Raw genomic sequence first — 21,548 nt, 5'->3', positions numbered from 1 at the left:
GCAATTTCGTACACAGCCTAACCTACGCCGAGAAGTCACAAAGCGCGCCGAGAGTAGCAGCTTTGCCGAGGGTCGACTAGAGCCAAACACGGCCCCTACAGTCATAAACATGACTCAAGAATACCAATCAGTCATTTTAGAGCAAAAATTCTATATTTCTGATTTTCCGCTCTAGAGCGGGGTTTTCAGGAGCAAAAAAGCTTCGCGGGCAAGCCGCGTTCCTACAGTTCAATGTCGTACGTTCCATTGATGGATGACACTGAACTGTAGGAGCGTGGCTTGCCCGCGAATGGGCCCGCAAGACCGCCGCTGTTTCCCGCTAGGCGATATCGCGCAACTCCCGCCGCAGAATCTTGCCCACCGGCGTCATCGGCAACGAATCACGCAGCACGATGTGCTTGGGTACCTTGTAGCCGGTGAAGTTCTCCTTGCAGTAGGCCTTGAGCTCCTCGACGCTGACCCCGGCCTCCCGCGCCACCACGAACAGCTTCACCGCCTCGCCGGAACGCTCGTCCGGTACGCCGATCACCGCGCAGTTGGCGACTTTCGGGTGAGCCATCACCACGTCCTCGATTTCATTGGGGTACACGTTGAAACCGGAGACGATGATCATGTCCTTCTTGCGGTCGACGATGCGGACAAACCCATCCGGGTCGATCACCGCAATATCGCCGGTCTTGAACCAGCCCTCGTCATCGAGCACCTCGGCCGTCGCCTGTGGCTGCTGCCAGTAACCCTTCATCACCTGCGGGCCCTTGATGCACAGCTCGCCAGGCTGCCCCAGCGGTTGCTCGACACCGTTGTCATCGATGACCTTCAGCGCCGTGCCCGGCAGCGGCAGGCCGACCGTGCCCAGGCGGCCAAGCTCGCCATAGGGGTTGGTGCAGGCCACCGGTGAGGTTTCGGTGAGCCCGTAGCCCTCGGTGATGCGGCAGCCCGTGGCCTTCTGCCAACGCTCGGCCGTGGCCTTGACCAGTGCGGTGCCGCCGGAATTGGTGAGCTTGAGTGCGGAGAAATCCAGGTTCTTGAACTCCGGATGCTCCATCAGCGCGACGAACAGCGTGTTGAGCCCCAGCAATGCGGAAAATCGCCACTTCTTCAGCTCCTTGACGAAGCCGCCGATGTCCCGCGGATTGCCGATCAGCACGTTGTGGTTGCCAGTGACCATCATGCACATGCAGTTCGCGGTGAAGGCATAGATGTGGTACAGCGGCAGCGGCGCAATGATCACCTCCTGGCCTTCCTTGAGCAGCGGATGGCCGTCGGTGCCCGTCTGGGACATGCAGGCCCGCGCCTGCTGCATGTTCGCCACCAGGTTGCCGTGGGTAAGCATCGCGCCCTTGGCCAGGCCCGTGGTGCCGCCGGTGTACTGCAACACCGCGATATCGTCGAGGCCGACCTGCAGCGGCCGGATGCTCTGGCCGCGGCCCATGTGCAAGGCGCTCTTGAACGAGATGGCCTGGGGCAACTGGTAGGGCGGCACCAGCTTCTTGACCTTGTCGACCACCAGGTTGGTCAGCCAGCCCTTGGCCGGCGACATCAGGTCGCCCATCTTCGCCTCGATGAGGAACTCGATGCCGGTATCGGGCAGCACTTCCTGGACCCGCGCACCGAACAGGTTCAGGTAGACCAGTGCACGGGCACCGGAGTCCTTGAACTGGTGGCGCATCTCGCGCACGGTGTACAGCGGATTGGTATTGACCACGATCAGCCCGGCGCGCATGGCGCCGAACACGGCGATCGGGTAATGCAGGACGTTGGGCAACTGGACCGCGATGCGGTCGCCCGGACGCAAGTCGGTGTTGGCTTGCAGGTAACCTGCAAAGGCCGCGCTGTAGCGCTCCAGCTCGGCGTAGGTGAGGGTCACGCCCAGGCTGCTGAAGGCCGGGCGATCGGCGAATTTCTTGCAGGAACGCTCGAAAACCTCGACCACCGACCTGAAGGCCCCACGTCGATGTCCAGGGGTACGCCGGCCGGGCGTTTGTCATTCCAGAAATCAGGTTGCATTGTTCTTGTCCTCTTGCCTGAGCCTATCCGGAGTCGCTTCGCCAAAGCGAAAAAGCGCTGCTTAGCGGACGGTAGCAGCAATGGGGAATCAGGCAAATATGCCGGACACACTCATTAACATCATGAATCTTGCCGCCAATGTGCAGCTTGGTCTGCTTCCTGACCGAGGATGCGCTATACAATGGGGCGACTGTGTATTCCATCACCTGCCCCGTTTCGTCCCGTGCAAAGGAACCGCCATGATCCATGACACTTTCTGGCTGAGCGTGAGTGACCACAGCCGCCTCTACGTCAATCGTTGGCTGCCCCAGGGCGAGCCCGTGGCGCTGGTGATGCTGTCCCATGGCATGGCCGAGCACAGCGGGCGTTATGCACGCCTGGCCCAAGCGCTGTGCGAGGCCGGGTATGGCCTGTATGCCCCCGACCAGCGCGGGCATGGCAAAACCGCCGAACAGGGCGTGCTCGGACACTACGCCGACCGGGATGGCTGGAGTACCGTGGTCAGTGACCTGGCCAGCCTCAACCAGCGCATCGGCGAAGAATATCCGGGCAAGCCGATCATCCTGCTCGGCCACAGCATGGGCAGCTATATTGCCCAGGCCTACCTGCTGCACCACAGCGCCAGCCTGCAGGGGGCGATCCTCAGCGGCTCGAACTTCCAGCCCGTGGCGCTCTATCGCGCCGCCCGCGCCATCGCCCGTTTCGAACGCTGGCGCCAGGGACCGACCGGCCGCAGCGCATTGATCGACTGGCTGTCGTTCGGCTCCTTCAACAAGGCCTTCAAGCCCAATCGCACGGCCTTCGACTGGCTCAGCCGCGACCCGGAGGAGGTCGACAAGTACGTCGCCGACCCGCTCTGTGGCTTCCGTTGCACCAACCAGATGTGGATCGACATGCTGGGTGGCCTGCAGCAGATCAGCAAGGCCAGCAACCTGGCGCAGATCGATCCCGGCCTGCCCTTGCTGGTGATCGGCGGCGAACATGACCCGGTGAGCGAAGGCAGGCGCCTGAAGGATCTTGCCGATGCATTGCGCAATGCAGGTAGCCAGAACCTGCAATTGAGCGTCTACCCACAGGCGCGGCATGAACTGTTCAATGAAACCAACCGCGACGAAGTGACCGCCGACGTGCTGCAGTGGCTGGAACAGACCCTGGCGCATCGTCGGCCGGGGCATGCCGAATAATTTCCAACGTTTAAAATCAATGGTTTGATTTTAAGAATCTCTTCAAAGGACAGGTATCAGATGACCCAGGTGACCAACACGCCTTACGAGGCACTCGAAGTCGGCCAGACCGCCAGCTACAGCAAGACCGTGGAAGAACGTGATATCCAGCTGTTCGCCGCGATGTCCGGCGACCACAACCCGGTGCATCTGGACGCCGAGTTCGCCGCCGCCAGCATGTTCAAGGAGCGCATCGCCCACGGCATGTTCAGCGGCGCGCTGATCAGCGCGGCGGTCGCCTGCGAACTGCCCGGGCCGGGCACCATCTACCTGGGCCAGCAGATGAGCTTCCAGAAGCCGGTGAAAATCGGCGACACCCTGACCGTACGCCTGGAAATCCTCGAGAAGCTGCCGAAGTTCCGCGTGCGTATCGCCACCCGTGTGTTCAACCAGCGCGATGAGCTGGTGGTGGACGGGGAGGCGGAGATCCTGGCGCCGCGTAAACAGCAGACCGTAACCCTGACCAGCCCGCCACCGATCACCATCGGCGGCGTCTGACCGGCCCCTTCGCGGGCCGCCCGCGAATACCAGGGTCGGCCTACAGCCCTTCAACGTTACCGGGAACCCATGAAAAAACGCCGGCTGAGCCGGCGTTTTTCATTCAGGCAGACACTCAGCTCGCGCGAGCGATGTTGCGCAGCGCCTTGACCTGGTCATGGTTGCGCAACACACCCTGGTACTGGCGATCGACCAGATCACGCAGCCCCAGCATGTTGTGCTTGACCAGCTTCTCCAGCGCCTCGCGATAGGCCTTCTTGGCATGGTCCTCACCGCGCTCGGCCTCATTGAGCACCGCTTCCTCACCCTTGCCGGTGAACAGCGCCTTCACATCGACCCAGCGCCGGTGCAGGTCACCGGAAAGGCTGGTGGTGGTTTCCGGGTCGCCGCCCAGCTTGCGCACTTCAGCCTGCAACTCTGCCGCCGCGGCGGCACATTCGCTGGAGCGTTTGACGAACAGCGCCTTCAGTTCAGGGTGCTTGATATCCTCGGCACAGGTCTTGAAGCCTTCCTGGCCATCCTTGCTGACCTCGATCAGGTGGTTGAGGATCGAAATGGCTTCTTTGTTCACGTCGGTCATGACTCAATTCCTTCTGGTGGTGGAAGTTGAGTTGTACATTGCAGAGCGCATGCCAGCCTTGAAGCTGGATTTTTATCTTTTATTTTCAACAAGTTATAAACAACTGAAAAATCTGTATCACTGCTATTTGCATGATCTGTCAATTGGCCTGCATGCAGAATGCCGGTATTTTTCCCGTTGCTTGAACACCTGAGGCAAGCCCGCATGAACCCTGAAAAACTCGAACTGCTGGTCACGCGCGAGATGCCCTTCGGCAAGTACAAGGGACGCATCCTCGCCGACTTGCCCGGCCCCTATCTGAACTGGTTCGCCCGTGAAGGCTTTCCCCACGGCGAACTCGGGGGCCTGCTGGCGCTGATGCACGAGATCGACCACAACGGCCTCGGCGACCTGCTCGACCCGCTGCGCGCCAAACACGGCAAGCCCAAACCCCGTCACTGAAACCCGCCCCCGAAGGAAAGTGCACGCATGCCAAGGAATCAAGACAACGCCCGCGACGAACACTTCTGGCAGGCAGTGGCCCGGCGCTACGACGTCGAGCCGGGCCCGATCAACCTGGAGAACGGCTACTTCGGCCGCATGACCCGCCGGGTGGTCGAGGAGTACCAGCGCAATATCGACTTCATCAACCGCAGCAACTCGGTGCATGTCCGCCAGCATTTCGACAGGACCGGGGGCGCGGCGATTCGCGCCGAGCTGGCCGAGCTCATGGGCGTCAGCGAACAGGCGATCACCTTCAGCCAGAACGCCACCGATTCCCTGCAGGTGCTGATCCGCAACTACAACCGCCTGCAGCCAGGCGACCAGGTGCTGTACAGCGACCTGGAATACGAGACGGTCAAGGGCGCGCTGAACTGGCTGGAGCGCCATCGTGGCGTGCAGGTGGTCCGTATCGGGCACACGCATCCGGCCAGCTACGACAGCCTGCTCGCGAGCTATCGCGAGGCGTTCGCCCGCTACCCGCGCCTGAAGCTGATGGCGCTGACCCATGTCACCCACCGCACCGGGCTGGTGATGCCGGTCAAGGCCATCGTCGAAGCGGCCACCGAGCATGGGGTCGATGTGATTCTCGACGGCGCCCATGCCCTGGGGCAGCTCGACTTCGACCTGCAGGAACTGGGTGTGGCGTTCGCCGGCTTCAACCTGCAGAAATGGATCGGCGCGCCACTGAGCCTGGGGGTGCTCTACATCGCCCCCGAGCGCCTGGGCGACATCGACCCGGACATGGGCGAAACGCACTTCCCCATCACCGACGTACGCTCGCGCACGCCCCACAGCACAGCGAACATTCCGGCACTGATGACCCTGCCGACGGTGCTCGCCGAGCATCGGGAAATCGGCGGCGCCGCGGCCAAGGGTGCGCGCCTGGCCTACCTGCGCGACCTGTGGGTGAGCGAGGCACGCCAGCTGCCCGGCATCGAGGTGCTGACCCCGGACGATCCGCGGCTGTATGGCGCGATCACCTCGCTGCGCTTCACCCGCCAGGCGAACCAGCAGGTGATGGTCGAGCGGTTGCTCAAGGAATACAACCTGTTCACCGTGATGCGCAGCGGGTCGGCCTGCGGGCCCTGTATCCGGATTACTCCGGGCTTTACCACTTCGCCGCAGGAGATGGGTCAGTTGATCAGGGCGCTGGCCGAACTGAGTGGCTGACCTGGGGTCGGTGTGAAGCCCGTTCGCGGATGAGTCCGACGCCCACCGGCGTACACTCGACACCGGGTTGGCCACTGGGAGCCGGACTCATCCGCGAACAGCCCCGCCACTTTCCCAAGGCAAAAAAAAACGGTGCGCCGACCAAGCGCACCGTAAAGCCGTAGAACACACAACGAATTCGGTAAAGGGTGAATCAGTCCAGCAGAGCCAGGGCCTGGGCCGTGCATTCCTGGATGCGCCCCCAGTCACCGTTCTTGATCCACTCCGGATCGAGCATCCAGCTGCCGCCGACGCACATGACGTTTTTCAGCGCCATGTAGCTCTTGATGTTGCCAGGACCGACGCCGCCGGTCGGGCAGAATTTCACTTCGCCAAACGGCCCGCCCAGGGCCTTGATCGCTGCCACGCCACCGCTGACTTCCGCCGGGAACAGCTTGAAGCGGCGATAGCCCAGGGCGTAGCCCTCCATGATCCCCGAGGCGCTGCTGATGCCCGGCAACAGCGGGATCGGGCTGTCGACGCCAGCCTCCAGCAGATCACGGGTAATGCCCGGCGTGACGATGAACTGCGAACCCGCCGCCTCGGCTGCCGCCAGCATCTGGCGATCGAGCACGGTACCGGCACCGGTCACCAGTTCCGGACGCTGCTCCCGCAGGATCTCGATGGCCTTGAGGCCGAACTGCGAGCGCAGGGTCACTTCCAGGGCGGTCAGGCCGCCAGCGGCCAGGGCATCGGCCAGTGGCAGCACGTCCTCCACGCGGGCGATGGTGATGACCGGCAGGATCCGCGCACGGGTGCACAACTGATCGATCAGGGCGACCTTGTCTGCCATGGAGACGGTCGGGGCATTTTTTGTCATAGCGGCTGATCCTTGGCTCATGGGCACCAGTAAATCTCTAGGGGGGGTTGCAGAAACGCACGAACCGGCATGGCGGCGAGGTCATCGCCGGCCAGGGCGGCATTCAGGGTGGTCAGTTTCGACTGACCGGAAATCGCCAATACGGTAAAGGTCGCCGAAGCCAGCAAGGCCCGGCTCATGCTCAGCCGCTGATGCGGCACGGTCGGTGCCAGCATCGGCCAGACCCGCCGGCTGCCGTCCACCTGCAAGGCGGCCTGCAGGTTCGGGCTGTCCGGGAACAGCGACGCGGTGTGGCCGTCATCGCCCATGCCGAGCACCAGCACGTCGATGTCCGGCAGTTCGGCGAGGAACTGGTCGGCCTGCTGCGCCGCTTCGTCGAGGTTGGCCGCGGCGTTGTACAGGCCGATGAAGCGCGCCTTGGCCGCCGCACCCTGCAGCAGATAACGCTTGAGCAGCCCGGCATTGCTGTCGGCGTGCTCGACCGGTACCCAGCGCTCGTCCGCCAGGCTGATCACCACCTTGCTCCAGTCCAGATCCTGTTTGGCCAGGTGCTGGAAAAACGCCACCGGGCTGCGCCCGCCAGAAACCACCAGGGTTGCCACGCCACGGGCGGCAATCGCCGTACGCAATTGTTGCGCCACGGCCAGGGCCTGGCCTTCGGCCAACAGCACCGGCGTGCGGAACTCGTGCCCGACCACGCCCTTGGGCAGTTTCAGTTCAGATATCGCCATACCACGACCTCCCATCCCGCGTGATCAGTGCAATGGAACTCATCGGTCCCCAAGACCCGGCGGCGTAGGGCTTGGGCGCATCGCCGGATTTTTTCCAGCCGGCGATCAACTGGTCGCACCACTTCCACGCGGCCTCGATTTCGTCCTTGCGGACAAACAGGTTCTGGTTGCCGTGCATCACTTCCAGCAGCAGACGTTCGTAGGCATCCGGAATCCGCGCACTGTGATAGGTGTCGGAGAAATTCAGTTGCAGCGGCCCGCTGCGCAGTTGCATGCCCTTGTCCAGGCCCTGGTCCTTGGTCATCACCCGCAGGGAAATGCCTTCGTCCGGCTGCAGGCGGATGATCAGCTTGTTGCTGATCTGCAGGCGCTGCTCGGGTGCGAAGATGTAGTGCGACGGTTCCTTGAAGTGGATGACGATCTGCGACAGCTTCTGCGGCATGCGCTTGCCGGTCCGCAGGTAGAACGGCACGCCGGCCCAGCGCCAGTTGCGGATGTCGGCGCGCAGGGCGACGAAGGTTTCGGTGTCGCTCTGGGTGTTGGAATTCTCTTCTTCCAGGTAGCCCGGCACGGAGCGGCCTTCGCTGTGCCCGGCGATGTACTGGCCACGCACCACCTGGGTGGTCAGCCCTTCCGGGCTGATCGGCGCCAGGGCCTTGAGCACCTTGACCTTCTCGTCGCGGATGCTGTCGGCGGACAGGTCGGCCGGCGGGTCCATGGCGATCAGGCACAGCAGCTGCAGCAGGTGGTTCTGGATCATGTCGCGCAGTTGCCCGGCCTTGTCGAAGTAACCCCAGCGGCCTTCGATCCCGACCTTCTCGGCCACGGTGATTTCCACGTGGGAAATGTAGTTCTGGTTCCACTGGGTCTCGAACAGGCTGTTGGCGAAACGCAGGGCGATCAGGTTCTGCACCGTCTCCTTGCCCAGGTAGTGGTCGATGCGATAGGTGCGGTTCTCCGGGAAGAACTGCGCCACCGCGTCGTTGACCTTGCGCGACGACTCCAGGTCCGAGCCGATCGGCTTCTCCAGCACCACCCGGGTGTTGTCGGCCAGGCCGACCTTCGCCAGGTTCTCGCAGATCGCGCCATACACCGCGGCCGGCGTGGCGAAATAGGCGATCAGCTGCTCGTTGCGCCCGACGGTATCGGCCAGGGCCACATAGTCGTCGGGCTTGAGGAAGTCCACATGCAGGTAGCTCAGGCGGCCGAGGAAACGCTCGACAACCGCCTCATCGATCTCCTTCGCCTCGACGAACTCGCGCAGCTCGCTGGCGATGGTCGCCAGGTGCTCGTCGACGCTGCCCGGCTCACGGGCCAGGGCGAGAATGCGCGTGTCCTCATGCAGCAGGCCGGCGCCATCCAGGTGGTACAAGGCAGGAAACAGCTTGCGCAGCGCGAGGTCGCCCAGGGCGCCGAACAAGGCAAAGGTGCACGGTTCAACCGTTATCGAAGGCATGATGTTTGTTCTTTTATCAAGTTAAACGATAAATACCTTTTTTCGAGGCATCACTCAAGGAAAAAATGTAGTAATAACCACAACATTTCTTCAAAATCACGATTGCGAGTGGTGGTCCACAAGCGCCATCAGTAGGATAGGCCACCGCCGAGAACTGCCAAAACGCGTTCTCCCATGCATTGCAGAACCAAGGAACACCAACATGGACCGCGTGCGAAATCTGCTGGAACAGATCCAGAATCGCCTCGAAGACCTGAACAAGGCCGAGCGCAAGGTCGCCGAAGTCATCCTGCTCAACCCGCAGCAGGCGACCCGCTACAGCATCGCCGCCCTTGCCCAGGCGGCATCGGTCAGCGAACCGACGGTCAACCGTTTCTGTCGTTCGTTCGACGTCAGCGGCTACCCGGAACTCAAGCTGCAACTGGCGCAGAGCCTGGCCAGCGGCGCGGCCTATGTCAGCCGAGCGGTGGAAGCCGACGACAATTCCGAGGCCTACACGCAGAAGATCTTCGCCAGCGCCATCGCCTCCCTCGACAGCGTCAGCAAAGTGCTCGACCCGGAGCAGGTCAACCGGGCCGTCGACCTGTTGACCCAGGCCCGGCAGATCCACTTCTTCGGCCTCGGCGCTTCGGCACCGGTGGCCATGGACGCCCTGCATAAGTTCTTCCGTTTCAACATTGCGGTCACGGCCCACGCCGACGTGCTGATGCAACGCATGATCGCTTCGGTGGCCCATACCGGCGAACTGTTCGTGATCATCTCCTACACCGGCCGCACCCGGGAACTGGTGGAAGTGGCACGCATCGCCCGGGCCAACGGCGCCTCGGTCCTGGGGCTGACCGCTGCCGGCTCGCCCCTGGCCAAGGCCAGCACCCTGAGCCTGAACATTCCGTTGCCGGAGGACACCGACATCTACATGCCGATGACTTCGCGGATCGTCCAGTTGACCGTGCTCGACGTGCTGGCCACCGGCATGACCCTGCGCCGCGGCGTGGACTTCCAGCCACACCTGCGCAAGATCAAGGAAAGCCTCAACGCCAGCCGTTACCCGGTGGGCGACGAGTACGACTGACGATGTGAACCGACAGCCTGCGCGCGCGCCTGCAGGCTCAGGTGCGCCTGCTCCCCAGGGGCCAGGCACAGGCTGTCGGTGCCGCCACCGGCGGCTTCGACACAGACGAAGCCCATCACCTCGTTCCAGCTCACCCCGAGCAACGGCCGCGGCCCCGGGTGCCAGACCACGGTATCGCCGCTCTCCCCGGTATCGATGCACAACTCACGCTGCCAGGCATGGTCCTTGAGGTGCAATTCGCCCTCGTGCTGGAACACCCGCTGACAGCCACCCTCGACCCGCAACTCGCCGCGCTGTCGGCAGACCTGGCGACTCAGATGGTCGTATCCCTCGGCGCCATCGAGCCCAGACAGCGCTACCTCACCCACGTCGCCAATACGCCAATAGGCGTGCAAGGCATGACTCAACTGGCAAGGTTCGCTGTCCTGGTGCTCGGTGCTCAGGCGCAGCTCCATGCTTTCGCCAAGGCGCGCCTGCAGATCCACCTGCCAGTCGCACAGTTGCAGGCGCCAGTGCAGGCTGACCCCCTGTTCGTCGGAACTGCTCTCCAGCAACTTCCAGTCGATCAGCCGCGCCCAGCCATGGGACGGCCAGGCATTTTCGCTCGGATGGCGGCCATACCACGGCCAGCACACCGGCACCCCGCCGCGAATCGCCCCGACCTGCGGCCACTTCGCCGCACACCACAACCAGGGCTTCTGCCCGCGCGGCTGGAAGTGCAGCAACTGCGCCCCCTGGCGACTGAACACCGCCTGGCACAGCGGATGGTCGATCACCAGCACTTCACGCTGTTGGAAGCGCTCCCACTGGAACACCGGCTGTTCGCGCCGGGATTTGAAGAAACGTTGTAGCGGTTGCTCGTGCATGTGCCGCGAATCCTGGAATCTCTATCGTCGTGAAGCCAACGCGTCCTGATGCGCAAAAAAAAGCGGACGGTCGGGTGACCATCCGCAAGATGCGCACATAGAGAGAGAGCTTATCAGCCGACGCCTCAGAAGACCGACTGAATTTTCAGGCCGGCCACCAGGGCGTTGTCGACTTGATCCACACCACCCGGATGGGTGATGTACTGCAGGTTGGGCCGTACGGTCAGCCAGTTGGTGACATGGATGCCGTAGTTGAGCTCGTAGTTGTACTCGGTTTCGCGCAGTGGCGAGTACAGCGGGTTGTCATAGTCGCTGACACCGATGGCGGCGTTGGCCAGCTCGGCGTTTTTCTTCACGTCGTCGTTGACATGGATACGGGCGACGCCGAAGCCGATGTCATCCTTGGGACGTGCATCGAACGGCCCCTTGTACACCAGCATCAGCGACTGATAGTTGTCGACGACGTTGGTGTCCTTGTCGTGGAAGGTCGCGTTGGCGGCGATGTTCAGGCCACGGGAGGCGTCGCCGTTGTGGCTGGTCAGCTGCTGCTGCGCAACGAACCAGTAGCCGTGCTTGCTGTCGTGAACGCGATAGGCGTTGCCGGTGGTTGCGGCATCGGCACCATTGACGTCCTCGCGCACGTCATTGGCCGGCGCGGTGCTCTTGTAGTAGCCGACCCGGTATTCGCCCGGCAGGTTGTTCAGCTTCGGCGACCAGACCAGTTCGACCGGCAGCACGGTACCCTTGGTGCCGCTGCCGCTGAGCTTGAAGCCGTTGCCATGCTCCAGCTGCGATGGGTTCTGGTTGTAGGCGCCGACCTGCGCATACAGCTCAGGCGTGATGTGGTACTTGACCCGCAGCGCCGCCTGGCTGACCGGCCAGTTGTACCAGATGCCGGTTGCCCAGTTGCCCACCTGGGAGCCACAGAACGCCAGGTTCTGGAAGTCGCAGGGGAAGGTGTTGAAGTCTTCGCCTTCGCCGAAGTAACCGGCCTTGACGTCGAGCTTGCCGTCGAGGAACTGGTGCTGGATCCACAGTTGGGTCAGGCGGACCATGTGGCCACGGCCGTAGACTTCCTGGGAGGAACTGAGGGTGCCGGCACGCGGGTCACCGACCCGGTCATTGGAAATGTTGTAGCCGTTGCGGTTGGTCAGCTGGATCTTTGCCTGGGTGTTGTCCCAGCCCCACAGTTTCTGCAGGTCCAGCGCCACGCCGAGGCCGAACTGGTCGGCGTAACGTGCAGTCTTGTCGTCGTTGTAGCCGCCATGCAGGTTGCCACCGACTTCACCGACGTAGTCAGCCTTGATATCGATGCCCTGCTCGATGAGCCGGGTACGTTCGCCCCCCCAGTCGCCGGTCATCCACTTGGAGTCGGCGCTGAACGCCTCGTCCGCCACCGCATGGCCAGCCATGACCAAGGCCGCCGCCGCTGACAACTGGCAGATCAAGCGGGTGTTGGTGTTCCTCTTTTTCATCCCTACATCCTCGTCTTTATTGTTATTAACAGTCTTTATTGAACGTGGTTTACATCGAACGCGACGAGCGGCGAGCCGCCCGCCCTGAATTCAGCGGCCCTTGAATTGCGCCACATTGTCGCCACTGGCCTGGGGCCGGGACTGCACCACCTGGCCCAGGCGTTCGCCGGTCGCGGCGTCGAACAGCAACACCTTGGCCGGGTCGAACTGCAGGGTCAGGGTCTCGCCCACCTGCGGCGCCACATCCGGCGCCAGGCGGCAGCAGACCTTGCTGTCGTTGAGGGTGACGAACACCAGGGTGTCCGGGCCGGTCGGCTCGGTGACCTGTACCTCGGCGCGGATGCTCGGCAGACCGGCATCGCCATTGGCCAGCAGGATCTGCTCGGGGCGCAGGCCCAGTACCACTTCACGATCCTCAAGGCCGGCCTGGCTGGTGTTCAGCGGCAGTTCGCAGCGCGCCTGGCCACTGTCGAGCAGCGCCACCAGGCGACCGTCCTTGCGCTGCAGGCGCAGCGGAATGAAGTTCATCGGCGGCGAACCGATGAAGCTGGCGACGAACTGGTTGGCCGGGTCGTTGTAGATCTCTTTCGGCGTACCGAACTGCTGGATGATGCCGTCCTTCATCACTGCCACCTTGTCACCCAGGGTCATCGCCTCGATCTGGTCGTGGGTGACGTAGACCGTGGTGGTCTTCAGGCGCTGGTGCATCAGTTTCATTTCGGTGCGCATCTCGACCCGCAGCTTGGCGTCGAGGTTCGACAGCGGTTCGTCGAACAGGTAGATCTTCGGCCGCCGCGCCAGCGCCCGACCCATCGCCACGCGCTGCTGCTGTCCACCGGAGAGCTGGCCCGGCTTGCGGTTGAGCAGGTGTTCGATCTGCAGCAGCTTGGCGACCCGGGCGACTTCCTCGTCGATGGCCGACTGGCTCATCTTGCGGATCTTCAGGCCGAATTCGATGTTTTCGCGCACGCTCATGGTCGGGTACAGCGCATAGGACTGGAACACCATGGCGATGTCGCGATCCTTGGGGCTCATGCCACTGACGTCCTGGTCGCCGATCATGATCGCGCCGCCGGTGATGTTCTCCAGGCCGGCGATGCAGTTCATCAGGGTCGACTTGCCGCAACCCGAAGGGCCGACGAGGATCAGGAACTCACCGTCCTTGATCGACAGTTCGATGTTCTTCAGGGTGTCCGGCAGGCCGGCGCCATAGGTCTTGTTTACGTTGCGAAGTTCGAGCGTTGCCATGATTACCCCTTGACTGCGCCGGCCGTCAGCCCGCGCACGAAATACTTGCCTGCGACCACATAGACCAGCAGCGTCGGCAGCCCGGCGATCATCGCCGCCGCCATGTCCACGTTGTATTCCTTGACCCCGGTGCTGGTGTTGACCAGGTTGTTCAGCGCCACGGTGATCGGTTGCGAATCACCGCTGGAGAACACCACGCCGAACAGGAAGTCGTTCCAGATCTGGGTGAACTGCCAGATCAGGCAGACCATGATGATCGGGGTCGACATCGGCAGGATGATCCGCCGGAAGATGGTGAAGAACCCCGCGCCATCCAGGCGTGCCGCCTTGACCAGCGCATCGGGGATGCTCACGTAGTAGTTGCGGAAGAACAGCGTGGTGAAGGCCAGGCCATAGACCACGTGCACGAACACCAGGCCGGTGGTGGTGCTGGCCAGGCCCATCTTGCCGAGGGTGAAAGAGGCCGGCAGCAGCACGGTCTGGAACGGCAGGAAGCAGCCGAACAGCAGCAGCCCGAAGAACAGCTGCGAACCGCGAAAGCGCCACATCGACAGCACGTAGCCGTTCAGCGCACCGATGGCGGTGGAGATCAGCACCGCCGGAACGGTGATCTTGATCGAGTTCCAGAAGTAGCCGTTGACCGTGGCCCAGGCCTTGATCCAGCCGATGTCGGTAAACACCGTCGGCCAGCTCAGCAGGTTGCCGGTGCTGATGTCGTCCGGCGACTTGAAGCTGGTCAGCAGCATCACCACCAGCGGCACCAGGTACAGCAGCACGGCGATGATCAGCACCGCGTGGATGGCGATGCGGCTCAGGCTGATGGAAGGTTTGTCGGTGAGACTAGTCATGACGCTTGGTCCTAAGCTCGGAGTACAGGTAAGGCACGATGATCGCGAGAATCGCACCGAGCATCAGAATCGCACTGGCCGAGCCCATGCCCATCTGGCCGCGACTGAAGGTGAAGGAGTACATGAACATCGCCGGCAGGTCGGACGAGTAGCCGGGACCGCCCGCGGTCATCGCCGCCACCAGGTCGAAGCTCTTGATCGCGATATGCGCCAGGATCATCACCGCGCTGAAGAACACCGGGCGCAGGCTGGGCAGCACCACCTTCCAGTAGATCTTCGGCATGCTCGCGCCATCGATCTGGGCGGCACGGATGATCGACTGGTCGACGCCCCGCAGGCCGGCGAGGAACATCGCCATGATGAAGCCCGAGGCCTGCCAGACCGCGGCGATCACCAGGCAGTAGACGACGCGATCGGGATCGATCAGCCAGTCCAGGCGGAAGCCTTCCCAGCCCCAGTCACGCAGCAGCTTGTCCAGGCCCATGCCCGGGTTGAGCAGCCATTTCCAGGCGGTACCGGTGACGATCATCGACAAAGCCATCGGGTACAGGTAGATGGTACGGATGAAGCCTTCGCGACGGATCCGCTGGTCGAGGAACACCGCCAGCATCACGCCGATCGCCAGGGTGATGGCGATGAACAGGCCGCCGAACAGCGCCAGGTTCTTGCTCGCCACCCACCAGCGGTCGTTGTCGAACAACCGCGCGTATTGCGCCAGGCCGACCCACTTGTAGGTCGGCAGGAAAGTCGAGTTGGTGAACGACAGCACGAACGTCCACAGGATGTAGCCGTAGAAGCCCACCAGCACGATGAACATGCTCGGCGCCAGCACCAGTTTGGGTAGCCAGCGCTGCAGGAAATCGAACGGCGAGGCCTTGCTGAACACAGCAACAGAGCTCATGGGAAAATCCACTACAGGAAAAAAGGAACTGCTTCAGCGCCCCCTGTAGGAGCGTGGCTTGCCCGCGAAAGCGGTGTATCAGTCAACGGATGAACAGGCTGACAGACCGCTTTCGCGGGCAAGCCGCGCTCCTACGGGGAGGGCTTGCCTACGGGTTACTTGGCGGACTTGACCGCTGCGCCGAGCTTCTTCGCCGCGTCGGCCGGATCGGCTTTCGGGTCGTTGATGTAGTTGGTCACCACATCAAAGAACGCGCCCTGAACAGCCAGCGTGGTCGCCATGTTGTGCGCCATGCTCGGCTGCAGGCCGCCGGTCTTGGCATCGGCCAGGAAGTCCTTGGCAGCGGTCTGCGCGCAGGAGTCGAAGCCATACTTGGCCATGTCGCCCAGCATGTCGTTGCGCACCGGGATCGAACCCTTGTTGATGCTGAAGACCTTCTGGAAGTTTTCGCCCAGCACCACCTTGGCGATGTCCTGCTGGCCGGCCGCAGTGCCCTTGTCCTTCTGCTTGAACACCGCCAGGGAATCGATGTTGTAGGTGAAGGCCTTGTCGGTGCCCGGGAAGGCTACGCACTCGTAGTCCTTGCCGGCGACTTTCTTGGCCGCGGTCCATTCGCTCTTGGCCCAGTCACCCATGATCTGCATGCCGGCCTTGCCGTTGATGACCTTGGCCGCTTCCAGGTTCCAGTCCTGGCCCTTGCCGTCGGCGTCCATGTAGGTCGCGACTTTCTTCAGCTCGGTCAGGGCCTTGACCATTTCAGGACCGGTCAGGGCAGCGTTGTCCAGGTCGACCAGGGCTTTCTTGTAGCCATCGACCCCCATCACCGAGAGCACCACCGCTTCGAACACAGTGCTGTCCTGCCAAGGCTGGCCACCGTGGGCCAATGGGATGAAACCCGCCGCCTTGAGCTTGTCGCCGGCTGCGTAGAATTCCTGGAGCGTGGTCGGCGCCTTGGCGATACCGGCCTTCTTGAAGACCTCGGGGTTGATCCACAGCCAGTTGACGCGGTGGATGTTCACCGGCACGGCGACGTAGTCACCGTCGTACTTCACGGTATCGGAGACTTTCTTGTCGAGCAGGCTGTCCCACTTCTCTTCCTTGGCCACGTCCTTGAGGACGTCGGTGTCGAGCAGCCCGGTGGAGGCCCACTCCTGGATGTCGGGCCCCTTGATCTGCGCGACGCCAGGCGGGTTGCCGGCTACGGCACGGCTTTTCAGCACGGTCATGGCCGTGGCACCGCCACCGCCGGCGACAGCCCCGTCCTTCCAGGTGAAGCCGTCTTTTTCGACCTGGGCCTTGAGCACATCGACAGCCGCTTTTTCCCCACCGGACGTCCACCAGTGCACCACTTCCACACTCCCTTTGGAGTCGGCAGCCAGTGCACTGAGGGGGAACAACGAGGCGAGGGAAATCATTGCGGCGAGGCGAGAAATCGAATTCATCTGAAGTACCTTTCTTGTTGTTATGCATGCAAGTCTGGTGCTTGCGCTGCATCGGATTCTAGTAAAGGCGAGTGCCCTCGCAGGTAACGAAGGGACGCGCAAATGTCACCGTCTGGTTACATGAGTCAGACCGCGGTTTTCGACGCAAAGTGCCGGGCCAGAGCGCTTGCCAGGCTTGGCGCCAACGGCAGGCAGGGTAACAGGAGTGCCTGGTAGGCGTGATAGAGGTCGGGCTTGCCACCCCAGATCCGCGCGCTGGGCCGGTTGTGATCGTCCAGTTCGTGATGCCAGCTGCCATACTGCCGGTCGATGAAATGCAGCTCGTTGAAGTCCCAGAAACGTCGGTACCAGGTTTCGTACTGCTGCTCTCCCGTACGCCGCAGCAGGGCCGCCGCGGTCGCGCTGGCCTCGCAGTGCACCCAGTGCAGGCGCTCGCTGACCACCGGGCGGTTGTCCCAGTCCAGGGTATAGACCACCCCCGGCCGGCCATCCGCCGCCCAGGCATGGCGACAGGCGGCGGCGAACAGTCCGCGGGCGTCCTCCAGCAGCCAGTCCGGGGTTGCCAGCCCGGCTGCGCGGCGGGCCGCTTCAAGATGCAGCAGCAGCCGCGACCACTCGAAGGCATGTCCCGGGGTGGTGCCGTAGGGGCGGAAACCGTCCGCCGGATTGTCCCGATTGTACTCGCGCAACGGCTGCCAATGCCGGTCGAAGTGTTCGATGACCGCAAAACCGTTGTCCGCCGCCTGCCGGTGAATCAGTCGCTCGACGATCCGCAGGGCGCGGTCCAGCCAGCGACTGTCGCCCGTCACGTCGGCCAGGGCGAGGAAGGCCTCGGTGCCGTGCATGTTGCTGTTGGCGCCGCGATAGGCTTCCTCGTTGCTCCAGTCGCGGGCGAAGGACTCGCGCAGTGCGCCCTCCTCCTCACTCCAGAAATGCGTGTCGATCACCCGGATCGCCTCGGCCAGCAGGGCCGGGGCCTGCTGGCTGCCGGCGACCACCGCCGAACTGGCGGCGAGCGCGACGAAGGCATGCAGGTAGGCGGCCTTGCCACTGTTGCCATCGCGATGTTCCGGTACCGCGTACCAGCCACCGAAGGTCGCATCGCGCAGCGGCCCCCAGAGCGCGGCGACACCGTGCTCGACCAGCGGCAGGCAGCCGGGAATGCCCTGGACATGGGCCATGGCAAAACAGTGGGTCATGCGGGCGGTATTCATGGTCTCGGCCATGGCGTGGGCCGGCAGGCGCCCCTGGCCGTCGAGATTGCCGAATCCTTCATCGAGCCTGGCGGCCCTGGCGAACGCCAGCAGGCGCCGTCCTTCGTCCATCAACCAGGCACTGTGGGCAGGTGCGTTCAGCCAGCTGCCGAACGAAAATTCAAGGCTGTCGCCTGTCATGCGCTTCACCGTTCTTGTTATTCAGGAGCTTGTTCAGGGGCAGGTCGCGCGCCTGTCGTGCCGAGGATTCTAACCAGCGGCCTGGCGACGACAGGTAACGAAGGCTGACGAGAATGTCACCAACCGGTGACAATTCCCGGACTCTGCAACGCGATGCCTGTAAGGTTCTTTCATGACGCAAAGTAGGAAAAATGCCGATTAGGCCGCTTCCCTTTTCTCTGTAGGAGCTATCCCTAAAGCCTTTTCCCACATTGAAGCTCGACTTTGCCTGAGCGAATCTCGCCATCCGTCATCCCTGACATGCCCCATGAAAAGCCGACACCCGTTAAGGAGGCACTCCCCATGGTCAACGACAATCCACGCCTGGCACGCCAGTGCTGCATCTTTCCATTGCGCCAAGGCAACCGGCAGTACGCCTGGAAGGTGGAAGTGCGGCGGGGCGGCAAGCTGCTGAGCGAAATATTCACGTTCGAGGAGTACGGTGGCGAAGAGCCGGCGCGGCTGGCCGCCGAGTCGTGCCGCAACGCACTGGTGCTGAAGATGCCGGCCGCGCTGACCTACGAGAGCCGCCAGCGCCTGCTGCCGAACAACACCAGCGGTCATCCGGGGGTGATGCGGATCGAGACCAACAACATCGGCTACTGGCGGGCCAGCACGCGGATCCATGGCTACAACCTGAACCGCAGCTTCAGCGTCGAACGCTATGGCGAGGAACAGGCCAAGCGCCTGGCGCTGAACGAGCGGCAACGGCAACTGGCGCTTTGCGAAGAGCCCTACGAACAGGCCATGAAGATCCTGCAGCAGCATTTCAGCCAGACCAACGCCCGCGTGCGCGAACACCGGATCCAGGCGGCCATCGGCCAGGCCCGGGGGCGCCGCACCTCAGCCGACAGCCAATTATCGGGCGACCCGGCACAACTGGTCATCACCCCGGAGCAGGCCTCGCTGTCGATCAGTCGGCATTTCGCGGCAGGAACAAAGTAACCCGCAGGCCGCCTTCGCGCAGGTTCTGCAGGCTCACTTCGCCGCCATGGCTGTGGGCGATGTTGCGGGCGATACCCAGGCCCAGGCCATAACCCGGCTGCTGGCCGGACAGGCGGAAATGCGGCTCGAACACCTGTTCCAGGCGCTGCTCGGGAACCCCGGGACCTTCGTCGTCGACATGCAGGATGAACGCACTGTCATCGTCCTCGATGTGCAGGTGCACCCGCTCGCCATACTTGAGGGCATTGTCGATCAGGTTACCCATGCAGCGGCGCAAGGCCAGCGGCTTGCCCGGGTAGGTGGCAAGCGCACGGCCTTCGAGGCTGACCAGACCATTGCCGGTAGGCGAGAGGTAGCATTCGACCAGGGTATCGAGCGCCTGGTTGAGGTCCACCGCCTCGATATTCTCGTGGATGTCGGTGTCCTTCACGCATTGCAGCGCCCCCTTGACCAGCATCTCCAGCTCATCGAGATCGCGCCCGAACTTCAACTGCATCTGCTCATCCTCGAGCAACTCGACCCGCAGCCGCAGACGGGTGATGGGCGTGCGCAGGTCGTGGGAAATCGCGCTGAACAGCTGGCTGCGTTCGGTCAGGTAGCGGCTGATGCGCTCACGCATGGTATTGAGCGCACGCCCGACCTCCATCACCTCGCTGCCACCGCCGGCAAGCACCGGCCGCACCTCTTCGGCTCCCAGCGACATGTCCCGCGCGGCACGGGCCAGGCGCTTGAGCGGCCGGCTCTGCCAGTGCACCAGCAGGCCGATGAACAGCAGCAGGAACCCGCTGGTGAGCAGGATGAACCAGACCTGCTGGGCCGGCAGCCCCTCCTCCTCCAGGCTGGTGTAGGGTTCGGGCAACAGCGAGGCGATATACAGCCATTCGCCGGGCGACATCTGGATCTGCGTCACCAGCACCGGCGGGTTCACCGGCTCCAGGGTCAGGGCGTAGTGGGCCCACGAACGAGGCAGTTCATCGAGCTTCAGGCCGCCGTTGAAGATCCGCAGGTTGTCGGGGCTGACGAAATTCACCGTGATATCCACGTCGTTGCCCAGGGACTGGCGCAGCACCTCATGGACCGCCTCGAGCACCGCGGTCTTGCGCGGGGTGGGGCCGAGCAGTTGCATGTCCAGCGGCTTGTCGTTGAGGGTCACGACGAAGCGCGTCCCCCCCATGCTGCGCAACTGGTCGAGCACCAGCGGCCGATAGGCCAGGGGCAAAGAGCGCAGGTAGCTGACGCTGGCAGTCATCGAGTGGGCCAGGCTGCGGGCACTGGTGACCAGCCCTTCGAGTTGGGTGGCACGCAGTTGCGAAAGCCAGATGACGCTGGACAGCGCCTGGGCCAGCAACACCGCGAGCAATGTCAGCAGCAGCATCCTTCCGAGCAGCGAACGCGGCACCGGCAGGCGCTGGCGCAGCTCAGAGAACATTGGCGGCCGTGACGTGGGCGGCCAGTTGGTAGCCGCTGCCGCGAACGGTGCGGATCAGTCGCGGTGGTTTCCCGGTGTCGCGCAGGCGCTGGCGCAAGCGGCTTACGGCCATGTCGACGATACGGTCGAGGGGCATCAGGTCACGCCCGCGGGTGGCGTTGCCGATGGTGTCACGGTCGAGGATTTCCTGGGGATGGTCGAGAAACAGCTTGAGCAGGGCGAAATCGGCGCCGGAGAGAATGACCTCTTCGCCATCGATGTGAAACAGCCGGTGGCTGACCGTGTCCAGCCGCCACTCGTCGAAAGCCAGCACCTCGCTGCCGGCGCGCTCCTGGCCGAACTGGGCACGGCGCAGCAGGGCCTTGATCCGCGCCTGCAGTTCACGGGGGCTGAAGGGCTTGCCCAGGTAATCGTCGGCGCCCAGTTCCAGCCCGATCACCCGGTCGGCCTCGTCGGAACTGGCGGTCAGCATGATGATCGGCACATGTGCCTGACGCGGGTGCTGCCGGATCCAGCGGCAGAGACTGAAACCGTCCTCGTCGGGCAGCATCACGTCGAGAATGACCAGGTCGCCGGGGGCTTCGTTGAACGCCTGGCGAAAACCGGCGCCATCACCGACCGTACGCACCTGGAAACCGGCACGACTGAGGTAGGTGTCCAGCAGTTCACGGATTTCCTGGTCGTCGTCGACCAGGAGAATGGACTTACTGACTGCGCTCACGGTGGATGTCCCTGTTGTTATGGTGAGGACCGAAACGCGAATTATGCCTTAATCGATTGAGCCGTGAAGATGTGTTGTCCTTGAGGACCCATTCGCGGGCAAGCCCGGCTCCTACAGGATTGCGGTGAGTTTGAAATCACCGCTGTGCCTGTAGGAGCCGG

19 protein-coding genes and 1 pseudogene are annotated in these 21,548 nt (G+C 63.1%); 6 read left to right on the top strand and 14 right to left on the bottom strand.

Annotated elements, in window-relative coordinates:
• Positions 1 to 319: 319 nt before the first annotated feature.
• Positions 320 to 2,007: pseudogene (fadD2, locus tag ACM62G_RS18530) on the bottom strand (long-chain-fatty-acid--CoA ligase FadD2).
• Positions 2,008 to 2,246: 239 nt separating this feature from the next.
• On the opposite strand from fadD2, the gene ACM62G_RS18525 reads away from it, so the two are divergent.
• A complete protein-coding gene (locus ACM62G_RS18525) occupies positions 2,247 to 3,191 on the top strand; it encodes an alpha/beta hydrolase (RefSeq protein WP_054061616.1) in 945 nt (314 codons plus the stop codon).
• Between the two features lie 60 nt (positions 3,192 to 3,251).
• Positions 3,252 to 3,728 (top strand): MaoC family dehydratase, encoded by a 477-nt coding sequence (locus ACM62G_RS18520; RefSeq protein ID WP_017905299.1) that lies wholly within the window; start codon positions 3,252 to 3,254, stop codon positions 3,726 to 3,728.
• 115 nt (positions 3,729 to 3,843) lie between these two features.
• Here ACM62G_RS18520 and ACM62G_RS18515 read toward each other — a convergent pair whose 3' ends face one another.
• Positions 3,844 to 4,308: a PA2169 family four-helix-bundle protein gene (locus ACM62G_RS18515; protein WP_054057556.1), complete on the bottom strand. Its 465-nt coding sequence runs from the start codon at positions 4,306 to 4,308 to the stop codon at positions 3,844 to 3,846.
• A gap of 204 nt (positions 4,309 to 4,512) precedes the next feature.
• Here ACM62G_RS18515 and ACM62G_RS18510 point away from each other — a divergent pair, with 204 nt between their 5' ends.
• Both ACM62G_RS18510 and ACM62G_RS18505 read left to right on the top strand, forming a co-directional pair.
• Positions 4,513 to 4,749 carry a DUF3820 family protein gene (locus tag ACM62G_RS18510; RefSeq protein ID WP_054057557.1) on the top strand — a complete coding sequence of 79 codons (237 nt, stop codon included), beginning with the start codon at positions 4,513 to 4,515 and terminating at the stop codon, positions 4,747 to 4,749.
• A gap of 27 nt (positions 4,750 to 4,776) precedes the next feature.
• Entirely contained in the window at positions 4,777 to 5,961 is a 1,185-nt protein-coding gene (locus ACM62G_RS18505) for an aminotransferase class V-fold PLP-dependent enzyme (protein ID WP_054057558.1), read from the top strand.
• A gap of 193 nt (positions 5,962 to 6,154) precedes the next feature.
• Here ACM62G_RS18505 and ACM62G_RS18500 read toward each other — a convergent pair whose 3' ends face one another.
• Genes ACM62G_RS18500 through zwf form a run of 3 tightly spaced genes read right to left on the bottom strand, consistent with a single transcriptional unit; the run spans position 6,155 to position 9,007 of the window.
• Positions 6,155 to 6,820 (bottom strand): bifunctional 4-hydroxy-2-oxoglutarate aldolase/2-dehydro-3-deoxy-phosphogluconate aldolase, encoded by a 666-nt coding sequence (locus tag ACM62G_RS18500; protein ID WP_273820287.1) that lies wholly within the window; start codon positions 6,818 to 6,820, stop codon positions 6,155 to 6,157.
• A 17-nt stretch (positions 6,821 to 6,837) separates the two neighbouring features.
• Entirely contained in the window at positions 6,838 to 7,551 is a 714-nt protein-coding gene (gene pgl, locus ACM62G_RS18495) for a 6-phosphogluconolactonase (protein ID WP_273820285.1), read from the bottom strand.
• The gene (gene zwf, locus ACM62G_RS18490; protein WP_054057561.1) at positions 7,538 to 9,007 is read right to left on the bottom strand and encodes a glucose-6-phosphate dehydrogenase; all 1,470 of its coding nucleotides are present in this window, start codon (positions 9,005 to 9,007) and stop codon (positions 7,538 to 7,540) included. The genes pgl and zwf overlap by 14 nt, the downstream gene beginning before the upstream one ends.
• A gap of 211 nt (positions 9,008 to 9,218) precedes the next feature.
• On the opposite strand from zwf, the gene ACM62G_RS18485 reads away from it, so the two are divergent.
• Entirely contained in the window at positions 9,219 to 10,079 is an 861-nt protein-coding gene (locus ACM62G_RS18485) for a MurR/RpiR family transcriptional regulator (RefSeq protein ID WP_192842675.1), read from the top strand.
• On the opposite strand, the gene ACM62G_RS18480 is transcribed toward ACM62G_RS18485, so the two are convergent.
• The 7 genes from ACM62G_RS18480 to ACM62G_RS18450 form a co-directional block, all read right to left on the bottom strand.
• Positions 10,052 to 10,945: a D-hexose-6-phosphate mutarotase gene (locus ACM62G_RS18480; protein WP_054057563.1), complete on the bottom strand. Its 894-nt coding sequence runs from the start codon at positions 10,943 to 10,945 to the stop codon at positions 10,052 to 10,054. The genes ACM62G_RS18485 and ACM62G_RS18480 overlap by 28 nt on opposite strands.
• Before the next feature lie 125 nt (positions 10,946 to 11,070).
• Complete coding sequence (locus tag ACM62G_RS18475; protein WP_419735309.1) at positions 11,071 to 12,420, bottom strand: carbohydrate porin; 1,350 nt, start codon at positions 12,418 to 12,420, stop codon at positions 11,071 to 11,073.
• 90 nt (positions 12,421 to 12,510) lie between these two features.
• Entirely contained in the window at positions 12,511 to 13,668 is a 1,158-nt protein-coding gene (locus ACM62G_RS18470; RefSeq protein ID WP_273820280.1) for an ABC transporter ATP-binding protein, read from the bottom strand.
• Between the two features lie 2 nt (positions 13,669 to 13,670).
• Entirely contained in the window at positions 13,671 to 14,516 is an 846-nt protein-coding gene (locus ACM62G_RS18465; RefSeq protein ID WP_054057566.1) for a carbohydrate ABC transporter permease, read from the bottom strand.
• The gene (locus tag ACM62G_RS18460) at positions 14,509 to 15,417 is read right to left on the bottom strand and encodes a carbohydrate ABC transporter permease (protein WP_026145004.1); all 909 of its coding nucleotides are present in this window, start codon (positions 15,415 to 15,417) and stop codon (positions 14,509 to 14,511) included. The genes ACM62G_RS18465 and ACM62G_RS18460 overlap by 8 nt, the downstream gene beginning before the upstream one ends.
• A 155-nt stretch (positions 15,418 to 15,572) precedes the next feature.
• Entirely contained in the window at positions 15,573 to 16,859 is a 1,287-nt protein-coding gene (locus ACM62G_RS18455; protein ID WP_273820275.1) for an ABC transporter substrate-binding protein, read from the bottom strand.
• A gap of 125 nt (positions 16,860 to 16,984) precedes the next feature.
• Positions 16,985 to 18,253, bottom strand: coding sequence for an AGE family epimerase/isomerase (locus ACM62G_RS18450; protein WP_419735308.1), 1,269 nt, complete (start codon positions 18,251 to 18,253; stop codon positions 16,985 to 16,987).
• A gap of 342 nt (positions 18,254 to 18,595) precedes the next feature.
• On the opposite strand from ACM62G_RS18450, the gene ACM62G_RS18445 reads away from it, so the two are divergent.
• Positions 18,596 to 19,237: an AP2 domain-containing protein gene (locus tag ACM62G_RS18445; RefSeq protein WP_273820271.1), complete on the top strand. Its 642-nt coding sequence runs from the start codon at positions 18,596 to 18,598 to the stop codon at positions 19,235 to 19,237.
• On the opposite strand, the gene ACM62G_RS18440 is transcribed toward ACM62G_RS18445, so the two are convergent.
• Together ACM62G_RS18440 and ACM62G_RS18435 are read right to left on the bottom strand one after the other, a co-directional pair.
• Positions 19,206 to 20,666 carry a sensor histidine kinase gene (locus ACM62G_RS18440; protein ID WP_419735307.1) on the bottom strand — a complete coding sequence of 487 codons (1,461 nt, stop codon included), beginning with the start codon at positions 20,664 to 20,666 and terminating at the stop codon, positions 19,206 to 19,208. The two genes, ACM62G_RS18445 and ACM62G_RS18440, sit on opposite strands and share 32 nt — an antisense overlap.
• Positions 20,656 to 21,387: a response regulator gene (locus tag ACM62G_RS18435; protein WP_054057570.1), complete on the bottom strand. Its 732-nt coding sequence runs from the start codon at positions 21,385 to 21,387 to the stop codon at positions 20,656 to 20,658. The genes ACM62G_RS18440 and ACM62G_RS18435 overlap by 11 nt, the downstream gene beginning before the upstream one ends.
• Between the last annotated feature and the right edge of the window lie 161 nt (positions 21,388 to 21,548).

It is taken from the genome of Pseudomonas sp. COR18, assembly GCF_048568395.1.
In the GTDB taxonomy this organism is placed as follows: Bacteria; Pseudomonadota; Gammaproteobacteria; order Pseudomonadales; family Pseudomonadaceae; genus Aquipseudomonas; species Aquipseudomonas fuscovaginae_B.
The sequence above is the reverse complement of the archived record's forward strand: the minus strand, read 5'-3'. Positions and strand labels throughout refer to the sequence as shown.

Coding starts and splice junctions, on each gene's coding strand:
- ACM62G_RS18520 (WP_017905299.1), top strand. CDS start 3,252: ATGACCCAGGTGACCAACACGCCTTACGAGGCACTCGAAGTCGGCCAG.
- ACM62G_RS18515 (WP_054057556.1), bottom strand. CDS start 4,308: ATGACCGACGTGAACAAAGAAGCCATTTCGATCCTCAACCACCTGATC.
- ACM62G_RS18480 (WP_054057563.1), bottom strand. CDS start 10,945: ATGCACGAGCAACCGCTACAACGTTTCTTCAAATCCCGGCGCGAACAG.
- zwf (WP_054057561.1), bottom strand. CDS start 9,007: ATGCCTTCGATAACGGTTGAACCGTGCACCTTTGCCTTGTTCGGCGCC.
- ACM62G_RS18505 (WP_054057558.1), top strand. CDS start 4,777: ATGCCAAGGAATCAAGACAACGCCCGCGACGAACACTTCTGGCAGGCA.
- ACM62G_RS18500 (WP_273820287.1), bottom strand. CDS start 6,820: ATGACAAAAAATGCCCCGACCGTCTCCATGGCAGACAAGGTCGCCCTG.
- ACM62G_RS18470 (WP_273820280.1), bottom strand. CDS start 13,668: ATGGCAACGCTCGAACTTCGCAACGTAAACAAGACCTATGGCGCCGGC.
- pgl (WP_273820285.1), bottom strand. CDS start 7,551: ATGGCGATATCTGAACTGAAACTGCCCAAGGGCGTGGTCGGGCACGAG.
- ACM62G_RS18455 (WP_273820275.1), bottom strand. CDS start 16,859: ATGAATTCGATTTCTCGCCTCGCCGCAATGATTTCCCTCGCCTCGTTG.
- ACM62G_RS18460 (WP_026145004.1), bottom strand. CDS start 15,417: ATGAGCTCTGTTGCTGTGTTCAGCAAGGCCTCGCCGTTCGATTTCCTG.
- ACM62G_RS18450 (WP_419735308.1), bottom strand. CDS start 18,253: ATGACAGGCGACAGCCTTGAATTTTCGTTCGGCAGCTGGCTGAACGCA.
- ACM62G_RS18465 (WP_054057566.1), bottom strand. CDS start 14,516: ATGACTAGTCTCACCGACAAACCTTCCATCAGCCTGAGCCGCATCGCC.
- ACM62G_RS18525 (WP_054061616.1), top strand. CDS start 2,247: ATGATCCATGACACTTTCTGGCTGAGCGTGAGTGACCACAGCCGCCTC.
- ACM62G_RS18510 (WP_054057557.1), top strand. CDS start 4,513: ATGAACCCTGAAAAACTCGAACTGCTGGTCACGCGCGAGATGCCCTTC.
- ACM62G_RS18445 (WP_273820271.1), top strand. CDS start 18,596: ATGGTCAACGACAATCCACGCCTGGCACGCCAGTGCTGCATCTTTCCA.
- ACM62G_RS18475 (WP_419735309.1), bottom strand. CDS start 12,420: ATGAAAAAGAGGAACACCAACACCCGCTTGATCTGCCAGTTGTCAGCG.
- ACM62G_RS18440 (WP_419735307.1), bottom strand. CDS start 20,666: ATGTTCTCTGAGCTGCGCCAGCGCCTGCCGGTGCCGCGTTCGCTGCTC.